Raw genomic sequence first — 17919 nt, 5'->3', positions numbered from 1 at the left:
CTGACCTTGTCGAGCTCAATAAAGACCAGCTGAGTGGTGACACCTGGTTATCAAAGGTTTCTATTCTTCGATATCACGGCTGGCGCAATTGTATATTCAGCTTAAATTCAGCTTCGCTTTTATCCCGCCTCAATCTGCGCAATTGAAATGTCATATCTTCTGCAGGTGAGGAGAATGTCTCAAGGGGGTAGTGGACCGGCGGTTATACACTTGGGTTAGGGATATGGCTAGGGCAATAGTTGGACAAGGGCCTGCGGACATAGTGTTAGTGCATGATTGTAAAAGCTTTTATCATATTGCTGGCGGGGCGGTGTGAGATCCCTTATGCCCTGGAGGAATAGTTTATATCAGTAAGTGATACAGTAGCCTCTATTTCCAACAGGCATAAAAAAACGGCCGCCTATGGCGACCGCTTTTTCAGGAAACTCGAGTTTATTGCTCGATCAGGAACTCTTCCAGAGAGTGACCTTGGTCCAGCTTTTCCTTGATTGCCTTAGGGGTACGGCCTTGACCGGTCCAGGTAATCATCTCGCCATCTACTTCAATTTGGTATTTGGCAGGGCGAGGAGCACGTTTGCGACGAGGAGAAGCGCCTTCCAGAGCATTCAGCTCATCTACGCTAATACCATCTTCGGCCAGTTGCTTACGAATTGCTTCAATTTTCGCCAGACGCTCGGCTTGAGCAGCTTCTTCAGCTTCAGCTTCAGTTTCGCGCTCATCGGCAATCTTTTGAAGTTTAGCAATTACGTCTTTCAGTTCATCCAGCTCCAGCTCTTTAACTTGAGCCTTCAAGCGGCGACCGTGAGTCAAAATTTCGAGGAAATCAGCCATCGTTGAATCAACCTAAATATGAGTGTGCAAATAGATCAGTGTTTAGACTAGCATGCAAAATATTACTTGTCTGCAAAATATTCCGAATAATTTAGGGTTTAAATAGAGTTTTGCATTCCCAAATGATGACATTTTACTTTTGTTAAAGTTCATCTTCCTTTTTAAAAGTCATTGGAATCTCACCTGAGGCGGATTCGCCGCTTCATCGGTGCCCTGCGACCTTGGTTCAGGTTGACGTTAACGTCAACAGTAATTAGAGTGGTGGGCAGTGTTAGGCAAAGTCGATTCCGGCGCTCAACAAAGGACGTACTATGAAGATTCTGGTTCCCATTAAGCGGGTGGTCGACCCCTATGTAAAAGTAAGGGTTAAGGCAGACGAGACCGATGTCGAGTTGGCCAATCTGAAGATGGCGATCAACCCCTTCTGCGAGATCGCAGTAGAGGAAGCGGTAAGGCTGAAGGAGAAAGGCCACGCTGATGAGATTATTGCAGTGTCAATTGGGCCCAAGGTGGCTCAGGAGCAGCTGCGGACCGCCATGGCGCTGGGCGCCGACAGAGGGATTCTGGTGGAGCATGATGATGCTCTGGAGCCTCTTTCTGTTGCCAAGGTGCTCAAGGCGGTGATTGATAAGGAGCAGCCCTCTCTGGTGCTCTTTGGCAAGCAGTCTATTGACGGCGACAACAACCAGACCGCTCAGATGACCGCGGCACTGGCCGGTATGGGTCAGGCGACCTTTGCCTCCAGTGTGGAAGTGGAGGGTGACCAGATTAAGGTGGCCCGAGAGATAGATGGTGGGATTCAGATCCTGAACGTGAAGCTGCCGGCGGTGGTATCAGCGGACCTGCGTCTCAATGAACCCAGGTATGCCTCCCTGCCCAACATCATGAAGGCCAAGCGTAAGCCTCTGGAGACAGTGACTGTGGCGGACTTTGAGCTGCAGCTGGGGTCTCATCAGAAGACGCTGAAGGTGGCTGCGCCCGCTGAGCGCAGCGGTGGCATCATGGTGGGCTCAGTGGAAGAGCTGGTGGATAAGCTGAAGAATGAAGCGAAGGTGGTGTAATGGCGATCCTCATTATTGCAGAAGTAGACAAGCAGGGCCTGAGTGCCGATTGCGCCAAGGTGGTGGGTGCCGCCTCGGCTCTGGGTCAGGACCTTCATCTGCTGGTGGCCGACGATAAGGCAACGGCCGCCGCGGAGCAGGGCGCCAAGCTTGCCGGCATCACCAAGGTGCTGGTGGCGGACAACCCGGCTTACGCCCATCAGATGGCGGAGCCTGTGGCCGCCCTGGTGGTGGAACTGGCTGGCGAGTACAGCCACATTCTGGCCGCCGCCAGTGCCAAGGGCAAAGATATGCTGCCTCGGGCTGCGGCCCTGCTGGATGTTGCTCAGCACTCCGATGTCATTGCCATCGAATCTGACGATACCTTCGTTCGTCCTATCTATGCGGGCAATGCCCTGGCAACGGTGCAGAGCCTGGATGAGAAAAAGCTGCTGACCATTCGCACCAGTGCCTTTGATGCGGTGGCTGAGCAGGCTCCGGCCGAGATTCATGCTCTGGACAGCGTCAAGGCGAACGAGCTGACTCAGTTTGTCGGTGAGGAGCTGGTTGAGTCCGAGCGCCCAGAACTGGGTGCGGCACGGGTGGTGATCTCCGGTGGCCGTGGACTGGGCAGCGGCGAGAACTTTGCCCTGATCGAACAGCTGGCGGACAAACTGGGCGCCGCCATCGGTGCATCCAGGGCGGCTGTGGACGCAGGCTTTGTGGCCAATGACCTGCAGGTGGGCCAGACAGGTAAGATCGTTGCTCCGGATCTCTACATTGCCGTGGGGATCTCCGGCGCCATTCAGCATCTGGCGGGCATGAAGGAGTCCAAGGTGATCGTAGCGATCAACAAGGACCCGGACGCGCCTATATTCCAGATTGCCGATTACGGCCTGGAAGCAGACCTGTTTGAGGCTGTTCCTAAGCTCACGGAACTGTTATAAATGTGACTTGACTCACATTATGGCGGCATCTGCCGGACAAGTGAGGGACACTTGCGGTTAGAATGCCGCCTTCGCTTTTTGCGAGTACCGATTTAGGTAGAGGCGCATCGCCTATCAGTACGCCGGTCGAGGTTGATACCCGACGACGCCGGTGGAAAGGAGTCGATGCCGAAGTGGGCAGGGCATCATCCCTGGTCGCTGGGGCTGCTTTTAACAGGAGCAGCACTGCCATAGTAAATTCCGAGAGGAACTCGGATGCTTTTTTACTATGGAGCGCTACTGAAAGGAAGGTGGGTTTCAATTCTCTGCATATCCCTCCCTCGACGCACAGTCGTGTCAGTTGCCTCCATCGCTAATCCACAACGATAAGATAACGATGGCCTTAATTAGTTACGCCGATTCGGCACTCTCTCTTCTGCCTCCCCTGGTTGCTATTGGGATGGCGATTATGACCCGCAAGGTTTTGCTCTCTCTCGGGCTGGGCATCCTGCTGGGTACCCTGATGCTGGTAGAGTTCTCGCCCATGGCGGCGCTGTCCGAGCTTTCTGGCCGCGCCCTGACCCTGGTGTGGGACGATGGGGCGCCCGCCGCCTGGAACCTCTATACCCTTGGGTTCCTGGTGCTACTGGGGATCATGACTGCCCTGATCTCCGTCTCCGGCGCGACCCGGGCTTTTGCCGCCTGGGCCCGCAAGCGGATTCGCTCTGGACGTGATGCCAAGCTGATGACCATGGTGCTGGGTGTGGTGATCTTCATCGATGACTACTTCAACACCCTGGTGGTGGGGTCCGTAGCCCGACCGGTGACCGATCACTATAAGGTGTCCCGGGAGAAGCTGGCCTATTGCATCGATTCCACTTCGGCGCCCATCTGCGTGATCTCCCCCATCTCCTCCTGGGGGGCGTACATCATCGCCCTGATTGGTGGCCTGCTCACCACCCATGGCATGACGGAAATCGGTTACCTGAGCGCTTTTATCCAGATGGTTCCCATGAACTTCTACGCCATCTTCGCCTTCCTGCTGCTGCTGGCGGTGGTCTACTTTGGCCTGGACTTCGGTGCCCTGGCTCGGGCCGAGCAACGTGCCCGTGCCGGTCAGCTGTGGGAGGAGTCACGCGGCGTGCCCCCAGGTGAGGAGCTGGATCTGCCTGAAGCGGACAACGGCCGGGTGGCCGGCCTGGTGGCCCCCATCGGCTTCCTGATCGCCATCACCGTGGCTCTGATGCTGTTCTCCGGCAACCAGGCCCTGGCCGCCGATGGCAAAGCCTTCAGCCTGATCGGCGCTTTCGAAAACACCGATGTGGCCTGGTCCCTGTTCTACTCCGGCCTGGCCGGGGTGATCTTTACCCTGATGTTCAGCCTGATGCAGGGCGTGCCCGTGGGGTATATGGTGAAGGCGGTGATCAGCGGCACCAAGTCGATGCTGCCTGCCATCTACATTTTGCTGTTCGCTTGGACCATTGCCGGCATCATCAGCGATCTCAACACCGGTGAGTACATGGCGTCTCTGGCCCAGGGCAACCTGCCCGCCTGGTCCCTGCCGGCACTGCTGTTTGTCCTGAGTGGTTTTGCCGCTTTCGCCACCGGCACCAGCTGGGGCACCTTCGCCATCATGTTGCCCATCGCCGCCAACATGGCGGAGGCGGTTGATCTGGCGCTGATGCTGCCCATGCTCTCTTCTGTGCTGGCCGGGGCGGTGTTTGGCGATCATTGCTCGCCCATCTCTGACACCACCATCCTCTCCTCCACAGGTGCAGGCTGTCACCACATTGACCACGTGACCACTCAGTTGCCCTATGCGGTGCTGACGGCGGTGATCTCTCTGGCGGGCTACCTGGTGCTGGGCATCACAGGTTCGGTTGTCCTGGGCTTTGGCGCCGCGACTCTGGGTTTGTTACTGGTGGTGCTGGTATTGCGACGCCTGTGTGCGCCCAATCGTGCCACGGCAGTAACCCAGTAAAGATGATGAGCCCCGCTAAGCGGGGCTCATTTCATTGTGTGTGCGGCGAGCCGGCGCACAGTTTCCGGCAGTCCACTCTGGTTCAGATCCGGCCTTTTGGTTAGACTGTGCGAGAATTTTTCAGGGGGAAGAATTTTGGCTCAACTCTACTTCTACTATTCGGCGATGAATGCCGGCAAATCCACCTCTCTGCTGCAATCTGCGTACAACTATCGCGAGCGCGGCATGGAGGTACTGGTGATGACCGCTGGTCTGGATGACCGCTACGGGGTTGGCAAAGTGACCTCCCGTATCGGCCTCTCTTCGGATGCGCTGATCTACCGCCGTCAGGATGACCTCCTGGCGATGGTTCAGGAGCGCAATGAGCAGCAGCCGGTCAACTGTCTGCTGGTTGATGAGTGCCAGTTCCTGACCAAGGAGCAGGTGCGTCAACTGACCTATCTGGTGGACAAGATGGATATCCCGGTGCTCTGCTACGGCCTGCGTACCGATTTCCAGGGAGAGCTGTTTGAAGGCTCCCACTATCTGTTGGCCTGGGCCGACAAATTGGTGGAGCTGAAAACCATCTGTCACTGCGGCCGTAAAGCCAATATGGTGGTGCGTATGGATGGGGAAGGCAAGCCGGTTCGCAGTGGCGACCAGGTGCATATCGGCGGTAATGACAGCTATGTTTCCATGTGCCGTACCCACTACAGGGAACTGGCCTGGGACTGAGCTTCAGACACAATGAGACACGGCAGCTTCGGCTGCTGTTTCTTTTTCTGCTGCTTTTCGAAATGAGAGTGGGGGGAATGGGACTGGATGGGGAGGGCAGGAGTCCTTTCCTGCGGAGAGATTAGCGAATCTTGCTGAGAGTCTCTTTGACCTGGTCACGCAGCCAGCGGTTGGCCTTGCTGTCTTCCATCTTCTTCAGGTAGGTCAGGTAGAGGGGGACCTTGGGAATGTCGAAGGAGGTCTTTACCTCGGCCAGGTCGAATTGACGGCCATACTTCTCCCACAACCAGCGTGACACTGTGACCAGAGAGTCGCTCTCCTGGGCCATCATCATGGCATTGAAGGGGTTATTGGTGTCCAGGAACACCTCACGCTCATCCACATAGCCCAGGTTGAGGGCGTTGCCCATCTTGTAGCCAATCTGGCCCACGGCGTAACGAACGTGACGCTGGGACAGATAGGTGTCCATGTCGATCACCTCTTTGGTGAGCGGGTTGTTTCTGCAGCCCAGCACCACCATCTCCTCCTCCAGCAGCTTCTCCTGAATGATGGACTTCATGTCCACTTTAAGGGCCACCAGGCAGAGATCGTTGTTGTCGATCTGCAGGCTGTCGATGATCTTGGATTCCTCTTCAACCAGGTTGTTGACGGTAATCTTCAACTGGTTGTTAAAGGACTCTACCCGGCGTGCCAGCGGGTGCAGCACGATAAGGTCCAGGATGTGGTTGGCGGCGATACGAAAACGACGTTTGCTGTTGGCGGCGTCGAAGTCACTCAGGCTCTCCACGCCATCTTGCAGCAGATCCAGGGCGGAGTTGACGTAACCATAGAGCTCCATGGCAAAGTCGGTGGGCTCCAGACCATTGCTGGTACGGGTGAACAGGGGGTGGCTGAAGTACTTACTCAGCTTGGACAGTGACTGGCTGACGGCGCTTGGGGTCACTGAGAGCTTGCGAGCAGCCTTGCTCAGACTCCCGGTGAACACCACGGCGCGGAAGACGATCAGCAGCCGTATATCGATGGAATCAAAGTCCCGCATTAAAACTGGCATGGCACCTTCCGAGTTAATAAAACTAATTTCGTCTTGTTAGTGAATCTTAGTCAATTTTTGATAACTATCTGGGCGCGGAATCTAACATGCGGTAACGAATTTGCGCAATAGATCAGCTTAGGTGGCAGTTCACACTTTTCATTTGCAACTTTAAGCGGTTGATTTAAGAGGGGCTTTATTACATGTTTTTATTAAAAAAGCATTTTAAGTTATGATTGCTTTACCCCCTAATTTTACTCATTTTGAGCTTAACTTAGTGTATAAGTTTTTGATGGGAATAGGAAAAATGCGGCCACCCCTGTTAAGTTCAGGTAATGGCCGCGTTTTTGGTGTTAACTGGTCAGATCTGGGATGTTGACGAACTGTTTCAGTGAGTCCGGGTTGGCCAGGGCGTCGGTGTTGTTGACCGCTTCGCCATGCACCACTTTTCGAACCGCCAGTTCCACCAGTTTGCCTGATAAAGTTTTGGGCAGTTCTGACACCTGAATGATCTTTGCCGGCACATGTCGAGGGGTGGTGTTGGCGCGGATGGTGCGGCAGATGGTGTGCTTCAGCCTATCGTCCAACTGTAATCCACTCTTAAGCACCACGAATAACACCACCCGAACGTCATCCTGCCACTGCTGGCCTATGGCCAGGCTCTCCTGAACCTGCTCCACCTTCTCCACCTGACGGTAGATCTCTGCGGTGCCGATGCGCACTCCGCCGGGGTTGAGTACCGCATCGCTGCGGCCGTGGATGATGAGGCCCCCTTGTGGAGTGGTCTCGGCGTAGTCGCCATGGGCCCAGATATTGTCGAAGCGGGCGAAGTAGGCGTCGTGATAGCGGGAGCCGTCCTCATCTCCCCAGAAGCCCACAGGCATGGAGGGGAAGGGGGCGGTGCACACCAGTTCGCCCTTCTCACCCTGGAGCGCCTGCCCCTGCTCATCAAACACCTGGACCTTCATGCCCAGCCCCAGGCACTGCAGTTGTCCCCGGTAGACCGCCTTGGCCGGGTTGCCCAGGGCAAAGCAGGAGACGATGTCGGTGCCTCCTGAGATGGAGCTCAGGCACAGCTCCCGCTTTATCTCTTTGTAGATAAAGTCGAACCCTTCATGGGCCAGGGGCGACCCGGTAGACAGCAGGGCCTTGAGGTTGTCCAGCCTGTGGTGACGGGCGGGGAAGTACTCCGCCTTCTCCAGCGCGGCGATGTACTTGGCGCTGGTGCCAAAGATACTGACCTCCTCCTGCTCCGTCAGCTGCCACAGCACTTCGGGACCTGGGGCGAAGGGGCTGCCATCGTAGAGCACCAGGGTGGCGCCCACCGCCAGGCCGCTGACCAGCCAGTTCCACATCATCCAGCCACAGGTGGTGAAGTAGAACAGCACATCCTCCCGGCGAAGGTCGGTGTGCAGCCGGTGCTCCTTGAGGTGCTGCAGCAGGGTGCCGCCGCCACCATGGACGATGCACTTGGGCTTGCCTGTGGTGCCGGAGGAGTAGAGCACATACAGGGGGTGGTCGAAGGGCAGGGGTTCAAACGACAGAGTCCGGGCGTCGTTGGCCAGGGCCTGGCTCCAGGAGAGCACCAGGGGAGAGTCGACCTCTGCGGTGGTGTCGAACGCGGGCACGACGATGAGTTGCTCCAGGGAGTCGATGGCCCCGGCGATCCGGGTCAGCTTGTCGCTGCAATCGATCACCTTGCCGTTGTAGCGGTAGCCACTGGCACCGATAAGGACCTTGGGACGGATCTGGCCGAAGCGGTCCAGTACCCCGTTGAAGCCGAAGTCCGGTGAGCAGGAGCTGAAGGTGGCCCCCAGGCTGGCGGCTGCCAGCATGGTCACCACGGTCTCGATGCGGTTGGGCATAAAGGCGGCCACCCTGTCACCGGCCACCACGCCCAGGCTGCGCAGATGGGCGGCCAGCCTAGCCACCTCATGATAGAGCTCGTTGTAGGAGAGGGCGACCCGGTTGGTGGCTTCGTCGCGGTAGACCAGGGCGATGCGGTCATCCCGGTAACGCAACAGGTTCTCCGCAAAGTTGAGCCTGGCCTGGGGGAAGAAGCGCGCCCCGGGCATCTTGTCGGCATCGGTCAGCAGGGTCTCGCCCATCTCGCCCTGAACACCGAATCGTTGCCAGATCTCCCGCCAGAAGGGGCCGGGATTGTCGACACTCCAGCGATGCAGGTCGTCATAGTCGGCCAGTGTCAGCCCCAGATCCCGGTTCAGATCCTGACGGAACTGCTCCATCTGGGTGGCACCGCGCCGCGCTGGTGAAGGTTGCCACAATGGACTTGTGCTCATCCCTGTTTCTCCTTGTGTTTGGCCAGCCAGGCCTGGGCCACCCGACTGGTGGGGGATTTGTCCAGGCTGCGGCAGATCTGCTCCCCGGCCAGCACCAGGGCATCCAGGTCGACCCCGGTGTCCATGCCCATCCCCTCCAACATGTAGACCAGATCTTCGCTGGCCAGGTTTCCGGAGGCGCCGGCGGCATAGGGGCAGCCACCCAGGCCAGCCACGGCACTGTCGAAGGTGGTGATGCCCAGATCCAGGCAGGCGAGTACATTGGCCAGGGCCTGGCCATAGGTGTCGTGGAAGTGCAGGGCCAGGGCCGAGACCGGGACCTGCTGCGCCACCGCCGCTACCATGGCTTTGGCCTTGGCCGGAGTGCCAACCCCGATGGTGTCTCCCAGGGAGATCTCATAACAGCCCATCTGATAGAGGGTTTGTGCCACTTCTACTACCTTGGCCACCGGGATCTCGCCCTCATAGGGGCAACCCAGTGCACAGGAGACGTAGCCGCGCACCGGCACATTGGCTTCCCGGGCGGCGGCCATCACTGGTTGGAAACGCTCCAGGGACTCGGCCACCGAGCAGTTGATGTTGCGCTGGCTGAAACTCTCCGAGGCGGCACCGAAGACGGCCACACCGTCCACCCCTGCGCTCAGGGCCGATTCCAGCCCGCGGAGGTTGGGGGTCAGGGCACTGTATCGCACCCCCTGTTGGCGGTTGATGCGGGAGAACAGCTGGTCGGCGTCCGCCATCTGCGGCACCCACTTGGGGGAGACGAAACTGCCCGCTTCTATCTCCTTGAGGCCGGTCTGGCTCAGGGCATCCACCAGGGCGATGCGCTGCGCCAGGGTGACGCCCGCTTCGTTCTGCAGGCCGTCTCTGGGCCCCACTTCAACGATTCTTGCTTGGCTCATCACTCCTCCACCGCTTCCAGGGCCACCAGGGAGACGCCGTCGCTCACCTGCTGGCCAGGGGAGAAGGGCAGGGCGGTGATCTTGCCGGCGTAGGGGGCGGTGATGGTGTACTCCATCTTCATCGCCTCCATCACCAGCAGGGATTGCCCCGCTTCCACCTGCTGCTCCAGGTCGCACAGCAGCGCCACTATGGTGCCGTTCATCGGTGCCTTCAGCGAGTCTTCGCCGCTTTCGTCGTCGGCCTGGGTGCCATGACGGACCTGGGTAAAGCGCAGGGGACCGTCAGGCAGAAACAGGGTGATCGCTTCGTGGCAGCGTTCATAGGGCCAGTGACACAGGTGACCATCCAGTTCCATGCGGATCTGCTGGTTATCCAGAGCGGCCACCACACCATGTTCCTGGTCATCCAGAGTCAGGGTGAAGGCGGGCCACTCGCCCTTCAGGTTGAGGGTGTAACGCTCGCCGTGTTCATCCTCCAGCTGGTGGCCCAGATGGGCGCGCTGATTGAGGCGGAAGCCGACGGCGCTCTGCCAGGGCGAGTGCTCCACATCAGGACGGCTGGCCACCAGGGCGGCGGCGATGGCCGCCCGCAGGCGCAGATCGTCCGCCCGGGTGAGGGCATCGTAGTGGCGCTCGATAAAGCCGGTGTCCAGTACCGCGTTTCTGAAGTCCTGGTGGGCGACGATGCGGGCCAGGAACGCCAGATTGCTGGTGACTCCTGCCAGCTGCGCCTGGCGCAGGCCACGGACCATCTGGGCAATGGCCTGGTTACGGTTGTCACCATAGGTGATCAGCTTGGCGATCATCGGATCGTAGTGGGCGCTGATGCTGTCCCCGGCGACTACGCCGCTGTCCAGACGGAGGCTGCCAGGCACCTGGAAGCGGGTCAGGGTGCCGGTGGCGGGCAGAAACTCCCGTTGGGGGTCCTCGGCGTAGAGGCGCACCTCCAGGCTGTGACCGGTCACCTGGATCTGAGACTGACTCAGGGGCAGTGGCTCGCCGGCGGCCACCCGCAGCTGCCACTCCACCAGATCCTGGCCGGTGACCATCTCGGTAACCGGGTGCTCCACCTGCAATCGGGTGTTCATCTCCATAAAGTAGAAGCGTCCCTGCTCATCCAGCAGGAACTCCACGGTACCGGCGCCCACGTAATCGATGGCCAGGGCGGCACGGCAGGCGGCCTCCCCCATCTCCTTGCGCAGGGCGTCGCTCAGGCCGGGAGCCGGTGCCTCTTCCACCACCTTCTGATGGCGTCGCTGGATGGAGCAGTCCCGATCAGACAGGTAGACGCAGCTCCCCTGGGAGTCGGCGAAGACCTGTACCTCCACATGGCGGGGGGCCGACAGGTAACGCTCCAGCAACAGGGTATCGTTGCCGAAGGCGGAGGCGGCTTCCCGGCGGGCGGTGGCCAGGGCCTCGGCCAGCTCACCGGCCTGATTGACGATGCGCATCCCCTTGCCGCCGCCGCCGAAGGCGGCCTTGACCAGCAGGGGATAGCCAATCTGGGTGGCTTCCTTGGTGAGGCAGTCATCGCTCTGATCCTCGCCGTGGTAGCCGGGCAGCATGGGCACGCCGGCGTCCGCCATGATCACCTTGGCGGCACTCTTGGAGCCCATCTTGTCGATGGCGTCGGCGCCCGGGCCGATAAAGCGGATGCTGGCGGCCTCACAGCCCCGGGCAAACCCCGGGTTCTCAGAGAGGAAGCCATAGCCGGGGTGGATGCCGTCCACACCGTGGGCCTTGGCCAGCTCGATGATGGCGTCGCCGCGCAGGTAGGATTCGATGGCCGGAGCCGGCCCCAGCAGCAGGGCTTCGTCGGCCATCAGCACATGCTGGGCACCGCGGTCGGCTTCTGAATAGACCGCCACGGTGGCGATGCCCATCTCCCTGCAGGTGCGAATCACCCGGCAGGCGATCTCGCCCCGGTTGGCGATCAGTACTTTGGTCAGCATCAATTCTCTCCTTGCCAACTGGGGGGACGCTTGTCGAAGAAGGCGCCCAAGCCCTCCTGCCCTTCGGCGGAGACCCGGATGCGGGCTATGGCCTCGGCGGTCAGCTGCGCCAGGGCTTCATCGAAGGGGTGTTGTTCTATGGTGTGCAACAGCGCCTTGCAGGCCTGCATCGCTTTTGGGCCATTGCCGGTCAGGGTGGTGATCATCGCCTCACCGTCGCGGCTCAGGTCATCACACACCTGGTGCACCAGCCCCAGACGAAAGGCGGTGTCGGCGTCGAATTGCTCGGCGCTGAGCATGAAGCGCCGGGCCTGACGCTGGCCCATGGCGCGGGCGACAAAGGGACTGATCACTGCGGGGATCAGTCCCAGCTTCACCTCGGAGAGGCAGAAGCGGGCCCGGGGGGAGGCCAGGGCGATGTCGCAGCAGGCGATCAGTCCCAACGCCCCGCCGAAGGCGGCGCCGTCCACCAGCGCCAGGGTGGGGCTGGGGAAGCGATCCAGTGTGTGCATCAGCCTGGCCAGCTCCCTGGCGTCGCGGATGTTGCTCTGCTCATCCAGGTTCACCTGGCTCTTCATCCATGCCAGGTCGGCGCCGGCGGAGAAGTGCTTGCCGTTGGCGGCCAGCACCAGCACCGTGGGAGGCTCCTTGGCCAGATGGTTCAGGACCTGGTTCAGCTCCTGGATCATGGTGTCGCCAAAGGCGTTGTGTTTGTCCGGCCGGTTCAGGGTCAGTCGGGCGACGCCGCCCTGGCGGCTCAGGGTCAGATACTGAAACTCCATGGGCTCTCCTTACATGCGGAACACGCCGTAGCGGGTCTCTTGGGCCGGGGCGTTCATGGCGGCGGTCAGGGCCAGCCCCACCACTTCTCGGGTCTGGGCCGGGTCGATGATGCCGTCGTCCCACAGCCTAGCACTGGCGTAATAGGGGTGTCCCTGGCGCTCATACTGCTCGACTATGGGTTGCTTAAAGTCGGTCTGGGCCTGCTCGCTCCAGCTCTCCCCCTTGCGGGCGAGAGCATCGGTGCGCACCTGGGCCAGCACGTTGGCGGCCTGCTCGCCGCCCATCACCGAGATGCGGGCATTGGGCCACATCCACATCATGGTGGGGTCATAGGCGCGGCCACACATGCCGTAGTTGCCGGCGCCGTAGCTGCCGCCAATCACCACGGTGAACTTGGGCACCCGGGCACAGGAGACCGCGGTCACCAGTTTGGCGCCGTGCTTGGCGATCCCTTCGTGCTCATACTTCTTGCCCACCATGAACCCGGTGATGTTCTGAAGGAACAGCAGGGGGATGTTGCGTTGGCAGCACAGCTCGATGAAGTGGGCGCCCTTGAGGGCCGATTCGGAGAAGAGGATGCCGTTGTTGGCCAGGATCCCCACCGGCTGGCCGTAGAGTTTGGCGAAGCCACACACCAGGGTGGCGCCATAGCCGGCCTTGAACTCGTCGAAGTCGGAGTCATCCACCAGTCGGGCGATCACCTCCCGCACCTCGAAAGGCTGCTTGAGGTTGCTGCCGACGATGCCGTAGAGCTCATCACTGGGGTAGCGGGGCGGCAGGATGGGGGCATCCGCCAGAGCCTGCTGACGTTTGTGGTTGAGACGGGCCACCGACTGGCGGGCCAGTTGCAAGGCGTGTTCGTCGTTCTCCGCCAGGTGATCGGCCACGCCGGAGATCTGGGTGTGCACGGCGCCGCCGCCGAGCTCCTCGGCGGTGACCTCCTCGCCGGTGGCCGCCTTCACCAGTGGCGGGCCCCCCAGGAAGATGGTGCCCTGCTCCCGGACGATGATCGATTCATCCGCCATGGCGGGCATGTAGGCGCCCCCGGCGGTACACAGGCCCAACACCACGGCGATCTGCGGAATCCCCTTGGCGGACATGTTGGCCTGGTTGTAGAAGATGCGGCCGAAGTGGTCCTTGTCCGGGAACACCTCATCCTGGCGGGGCAGGAAGGCGCCACCGGACTCCACCAGATAGATGCAGGGCAGGTGGCACTTCTCGGCGATCTCCTGGGCCCGCAGGTGTTTCTTGACGGTGAGAGGGTAGTAGGTCCCCCCTTTTACTGTGGCGTCATTGGCGACGATCATGCACTCGACCCCACAGACCCGGCCGATGCCGGCAATCACCCCGGCGGCGGGGACATTGTCTTCGTAGCAGCCATGGGCTGCCAACTGGCTTAACTCCAGGAAGGGGGCACCGGGATCAAGCAGTCGCTCGACCCGTTGGCGAGGCAGCAACTTGCCCTGGCCCAGATGTTTGCTGCGGGCACGCTCGTTGCCCCCGGGAAGAATGGCGTCCAGAGTGGCCTTGAGATCGGCCACCAGATCCGCCATGGCATTGTGACGGGCCACAAAGCCCGCATCCTGCCGATTGATGCTGGAACGGAGTATGGTCACGTTAGTCAGTCCTTAACTGGCGGGGCCCAGGGGCCCCGCTCCATGGGATCAGTCGGTTTCGTTGAACAGTTCGCGGCCGATGAGGAAACGGCGAATTTCAGAGGTGCCGGCGCCGATCTCATACAGTTTGGCATCCCGCAGCAGGCGGCCGGTGGCGTACTCATTGATGTAGCCGTTGCCCCCCAGCAGTTGGATGGCATCCAGGGCCAGCTGGGTGGCCAGTTCGGCGGAGTAGAGGATGGCTCCGGCGGCGTCCTTGCGGGTGGTCTCCCTGCGATCGCAGGCTTGAGCCACGGCGTAGACGTAGGCGCGGGAAGCGTTGGAGCGGGTGTACATGTCTGCCACCTTGCCCTGGACCAGCTGGAACTGGCCGATCGCCTTGCCGAACTGCTCACGCTGGTGGATGTAGGGCACCACCTGATCCAGGCAGGCGGCCATGATCCCCAGGGGGCCGCCGGAAAGCACGACCCGCTCGTAATCCAGGCCGCTCATCAGCACGTTGACCCCTTTGCCCACGCCCCCAAGGACGTTCTCCACCGGAACAGGGGCATCCTGGAACACCAGTTCACAGGTGTTGGAGCCGCGCATGCCCAGCTTGTCCAGCTTCTGGGCCTGGGTGAAGCCTGGGGTGCCGCGCTCGACGATAAAGGCGGTGATCCCCTTGGGGCCGGCATTCAGGTCGGTTTTGGCGTAGATGACATAGGTGTCGGCGTCTGGACCGTTGGTGATCCACATCTTGTTGCCGTTGAGAATATAGTGGTCACCCTCGAGGCGGGCGGTGAGTTTCATGGAGACCACATCGGAACCGGCATTGGGTTCGCTCATGGCCAGGGCACCCACATGCTCGCCGCTGACCAGCTTGGGCAGGTACTTGGCTTTCTGTGCCTCGGTGCCGTTGCGGTGGATCTGGTTGACGCACAGGTTGGAGTGGGCACCGTAGGAGAGGCCGACGGATGCGCTGGCCCGGGAGATCTCCTCCATGGCGATGACGTGGGCCAGGTAGCCCATGTTGACGCCGCCGTACTCCTCGGAGACGGTGATCCCCAGCAGCCCCATCTCGCCCATCTTTTGCCACAGGTGGCTGGGAAAGGTGTTGCTCTGGTCTATGTCACTGGCCAGAGGTGCGATTTCGGCCTGGGCAAAATCCCGTACCGAGTCTCGCAGCATCTCCAGCGTATCGTCCAAGCCAAAGTTGAAATTGGTTTGGTAAAGGCTCATATCTTCTCCCCTTGGGTCCTTGTGGGCAGCAAGACTGGCGGCACTCCGGCCGCAAAAAGAGGGACCGCTTGTTATGTGTGAAACACTAGGTTTCTGCGGTTAGCTCTTCCAGTGCCTGCTTACATTGCTGTTCGGCGGAGCTGAGTTCCATCATCACCACCTTGATGTCGTCCATCTGTTGCTGAAGATCGGCCTTCTTGGTTTCGATCAATTCCAGCATTGTTTGCAACTGGGTGCCGCTGCTCTTGTCGGCGTCGTAGAGATCAAACAGGCGACCGGTTTCCGCCAGGGAGAAGCCCAGGCGTTTGCCCCTCAGGATCAGTTTCAGGCGCACCTTGTCCTGCAGGCTGTAGATGCGGGTCTGCCCCCTGCGGCCGGGGCTGAGCAGGCCTTGGTCCTCATAGAAGCGGATGCTGCGCGTGGTGATGTCGAACTCACGGGCCAGATCGCTGATGGAGTAGGTCACGCTGCTCTTTTCTTGGTTCTGAGTCATGGTGGTACCGGTCTAAAATCACTTCCGTTCACCATATAGGAAGTTTACGTAAAGGTAAAGTTGTTAAGGGGGTGTTAGCCCTTGGTCGAATGGGGCACAGCTCTCCCTTTTGATACAAATTCAAGAGAGAGTGTGAATTCGACCAGGGAGGCAAAGATGCCGTTGGATAAGGTCAGACAGATGCAGACGCAGGCGTGGCAGGACCCTCAGGGGTTCTGGAGCCAGGCTGCCCAGACAATTACATGGATGAAGCCGGTGGATCGGGTGCTGGACGACAGCCAGGCTCCCTTCTACCGCTGGTTTCCGGACGCGACCCTGAATACCTGCTACAACGCGGTGGATCGCCACGTGGAAGCGGGTTTTGGTGAGCAGACTGCCATTCACTATGTCAGCCCGGTCACCGGCGTCGAGCGCGCCGTCAGTTATGGCGAACTTCAGCAGCAGGTGGCCAGCTTTGCCGGGGCCCTCAAGGGGCTGGGCATTGGTAAGGGGGATCGGGTGGTGATCTACATGCCGATGATCCCGGAGACCGCGGTGGCGATGCTGGCCTGTGCCCGGTTGGGCGCGATCCATTCCGTGGTGTTTGGCGGCTTCGCCCCGCCGGAGCTGGCCAGCCGCATCGACGATGCCCAGCCCAAGCTGGTGATCTCCGCCTCATGCGGCATCGAACCGTCCGGGGTGATCCCCTACAAGCCTCTGCTGGATGCCGCCCTGGCCCAATCTCAACACCAGGTGGACAGTACGGTGATCTTTGCCCGCCCCCAGTGTCAGGCGGAGTTGCAGACAGGACGGGACTTCGACTGGCAGGGGCTGGTGGACAGCGCCGAGCCGGCTGCCTGTGTGGAGGTGGCGGCCGATGATCCCCTTTACATTCTCTACACCTCAGGCACCACCGGCCGCCCCAAGGGGGTGGTGCGTGATAATGGAGGTCATGCGGTGGCGCTGGCCTGGTCGATGAAGGCGATCTACAGCATCGACCCCGGTGACGTGTTCTGGGCGGCGTCCGACGTGGGCTGGGTGGTGGGGCATTCCTACATAGTCTATGGGCCGCTGCTGGCCCGGGCCACCACCCTCCTCTACGAGGGCAAGCCTGTGGGCACACCGGACGCCGGCGCCTTCTGGCGGATCATCGACAAGTACAAGGTGAAGTCCTTCTTTACCGCGCCCACCGCCATTCGCGCCATCAAACGGCTCGACGCCGGTGCCAGCCTGCTGGAGGGAGTGGACATCAGCTCTCTGCAGGCGCTGTTCCTGGCGGGAGAGCGCTGTGACCCGGATACTCTGAATTGGGCAGCGGACATGCTCAAGGTGCCGGTGGTGGATCACTGGTGGCAGACCGAGACCGGCTGGTCCATCTGTGCCAACCCCATGGGCATCGCCCCCTTGCCCATCAAGGCGGGTTCCCCGGCGCTGGCGGTCCCCGGTTATCAGGTGGAAGTACTGGATGAGGAGGGTACCCAGGTGGCACCCAATCAGAGCGGCGCCATCTCCATCAAACTGCCTCTGCCTCCCGGGACCCTGATGACCCTGTGGAACAATGACGATCGCTACCGCGATGGCTACCTGGCCCGCTATCCAGGCTACTACCTCACCGGTGATGCCGGCTATATGGATGAGGAGGGGTACCTCTATGTGATGGGGCGGGTGGACGACATCATCAACGTGGCAGGCCATCGACTCTCCACCGGTCGCTTCGAGGAGGTGTTGTCCCACCACAACGCGGTGGCGGAAGCGGCGGTGATCGGCATCAACGACAGCCTCAAGGGGCAGCTGCCACTGGGCCTGGTGGTGCTCAAGCAGGGGATGGACAAGGATCTTGAGACCATCAAAAAGGAGCTGGTGGCCCTGGTGCGCGCCGAGGTGGGGGCGGTGGGCGCCTTCAAGCTGGTGGGGGTGGTGGAGAAGCTGCCCAAGACCCGCTCGGGTAAGATTCTGCGCGGGACCATGCGCAAGATCGCCAATGGTGAGGCGGTGAAGACTCCGGCCACCATCGAGGACCCTCAGGCGTTGTTGGTGATCAGCCAGGCCCTGGCTCAGATGGGCCTGAACACGCCGGAGCAGCCGGTGCTGGACCTCTCCTAGGATTGCGTCAGCAGCCCATAGAAAAAGAGGTGCCATCAGGCACCTCTTTCT

14 protein-coding genes and 1 riboswitch are annotated in these 17919 nt (G+C 60.4%); of the genes, 5 read left to right on the top strand and 9 right to left on the bottom strand.

What is annotated here, in order from left to right:
• Nucleotides 1-432: 432 nt before the first annotated feature.
• Complete coding sequence (locus ACN0RV_RS04745; RefSeq protein ID WP_417346052.1) at nt 433-831, bottom strand: H-NS family nucleoid-associated regulatory protein; 399 nt, start codon at nt 829-831, stop codon at nt 433-435.
• 311 nt (nt 832-1142) lie between these two features.
• Between ACN0RV_RS04745 and ACN0RV_RS04740 the strand changes: the two genes are divergently transcribed.
• The 4 genes from ACN0RV_RS04740 (at nt 1143) to ACN0RV_RS04725 (ending at nt 5492) form a co-directional block, all read left to right on the top strand.
• Nucleotides 1143-1892 (top strand): electron transfer flavoprotein subunit beta/FixA family protein, encoded by a 750-nt coding sequence (locus ACN0RV_RS04740; protein WP_417346050.1) that lies wholly within the window; start codon nt 1143-1145, stop codon nt 1890-1892.
• Complete coding sequence (locus ACN0RV_RS04735; protein WP_417346048.1) at nt 1892-2818, top strand: FAD-binding protein; 927 nt, start codon at nt 1892-1894, stop codon at nt 2816-2818. Before ACN0RV_RS04740 ends, ACN0RV_RS04735 begins: the two co-directional genes overlap by 1 nt.
• An 89-nt stretch (nt 2819-2907) precedes the next feature.
• A riboswitch (Lysine riboswitch) is annotated at nt 2908-3105 on the top strand.
• 89 nt (nt 3106-3194) lie between these two features.
• The gene (locus ACN0RV_RS04730; RefSeq protein ID WP_417346046.1) at nt 3195-4778 is read left to right on the top strand and encodes a Na+/H+ antiporter NhaC family protein; all 1584 of its coding nucleotides are present in this window, start codon (nt 3195-3197) and stop codon (nt 4776-4778) included.
• A 135-nt stretch (nt 4779-4913) separates the two neighbouring features.
• Nucleotides 4914-5492 carry a thymidine kinase gene (locus ACN0RV_RS04725; protein ID WP_417346044.1) on the top strand — a complete coding sequence of 193 codons (579 nt, stop codon included), beginning with the start codon at nt 4914-4916 and terminating at the stop codon, nt 5490-5492.
• 121 nt (nt 5493-5613) lie between these two features.
• Here ACN0RV_RS04725 and ACN0RV_RS04720 read toward each other — a convergent pair whose 3' ends face one another.
• The 8 genes from ACN0RV_RS04720 to ACN0RV_RS04685 all read right to left on the bottom strand — a co-directional run bounded on the left by ACN0RV_RS04720 (nt 5614) and on the right by ACN0RV_RS04685 (nt 15786).
• The gene (locus ACN0RV_RS04720) at nt 5614-6543 is read right to left on the bottom strand and encodes a LysR family transcriptional regulator (RefSeq protein ID WP_417346042.1); all 930 of its coding nucleotides are present in this window, start codon (nt 6541-6543) and stop codon (nt 5614-5616) included.
• Between the two features lie 332 nt (nt 6544-6875).
• Nucleotides 6876-8822, bottom strand: a complete 1947-nt coding sequence (locus tag ACN0RV_RS04715) for an acetoacetate--CoA ligase (RefSeq protein ID WP_417346040.1) — start codon at nt 8820-8822, stop codon at nt 6876-6878.
• Entirely contained in the window at nt 8819-9724 is a 906-nt protein-coding gene (locus tag ACN0RV_RS04710; RefSeq protein ID WP_417346038.1) for a hydroxymethylglutaryl-CoA lyase, read from the bottom strand. Before ACN0RV_RS04710 ends, ACN0RV_RS04715 begins: the two co-directional genes overlap by 4 nt.
• A complete protein-coding gene (locus ACN0RV_RS04705; protein WP_417346036.1) occupies nt 9724-11676 on the bottom strand; it encodes an acetyl/propionyl/methylcrotonyl-CoA carboxylase subunit alpha in 1953 nt (650 codons plus the stop codon). The genes ACN0RV_RS04710 and ACN0RV_RS04705 overlap by 1 nt, the downstream gene beginning before the upstream one ends.
• The gene (locus tag ACN0RV_RS04700) at nt 11676-12458 is read right to left on the bottom strand and encodes an enoyl-CoA hydratase-related protein (RefSeq protein ID WP_417346034.1); all 783 of its coding nucleotides are present in this window, start codon (nt 12456-12458) and stop codon (nt 11676-11678) included. Before ACN0RV_RS04700 ends, ACN0RV_RS04705 begins: the two co-directional genes overlap by 1 nt.
• Before the next feature lie 9 nt (nt 12459-12467).
• Nucleotides 12468-14075, bottom strand: coding sequence for a carboxyl transferase domain-containing protein (locus tag ACN0RV_RS04695; RefSeq protein WP_417346032.1), 1608 nt, complete (start codon nt 14073-14075; stop codon nt 12468-12470).
• Between the two features lie 48 nt (nt 14076-14123).
• Nucleotides 14124-15293, bottom strand: coding sequence for an isovaleryl-CoA dehydrogenase (locus ACN0RV_RS04690; RefSeq protein WP_417346030.1), 1170 nt, complete (start codon nt 15291-15293; stop codon nt 14124-14126).
• Between the two features lie 85 nt (nt 15294-15378).
• Complete coding sequence (locus ACN0RV_RS04685) at nt 15379-15786, bottom strand: MerR family transcriptional regulator (protein WP_417346029.1); 408 nt, start codon at nt 15784-15786, stop codon at nt 15379-15381.
• Between the two features lie 132 nt (nt 15787-15918).
• On the opposite strand from ACN0RV_RS04685, the gene ACN0RV_RS04680 reads away from it, so the two are divergent.
• On the top strand, nt 15919-17868 hold the full coding sequence (locus tag ACN0RV_RS04680; protein WP_417346027.1) for a propionyl-CoA synthetase: 1950 nt from the start codon (nt 15919-15921) through the stop codon (nt 17866-17868).
• The last annotated feature ends 51 nt before the right edge of the window (nt 17869-17919 follow it).

The organism is Ferrimonas sp., from assembly GCF_048263965.1.
Classification (GTDB): domain Bacteria; phylum Pseudomonadota; class Gammaproteobacteria; order Enterobacterales; family Shewanellaceae; genus Ferrimonas.
This window is presented reverse-complemented; position numbering and strand designations above follow the sequence as displayed.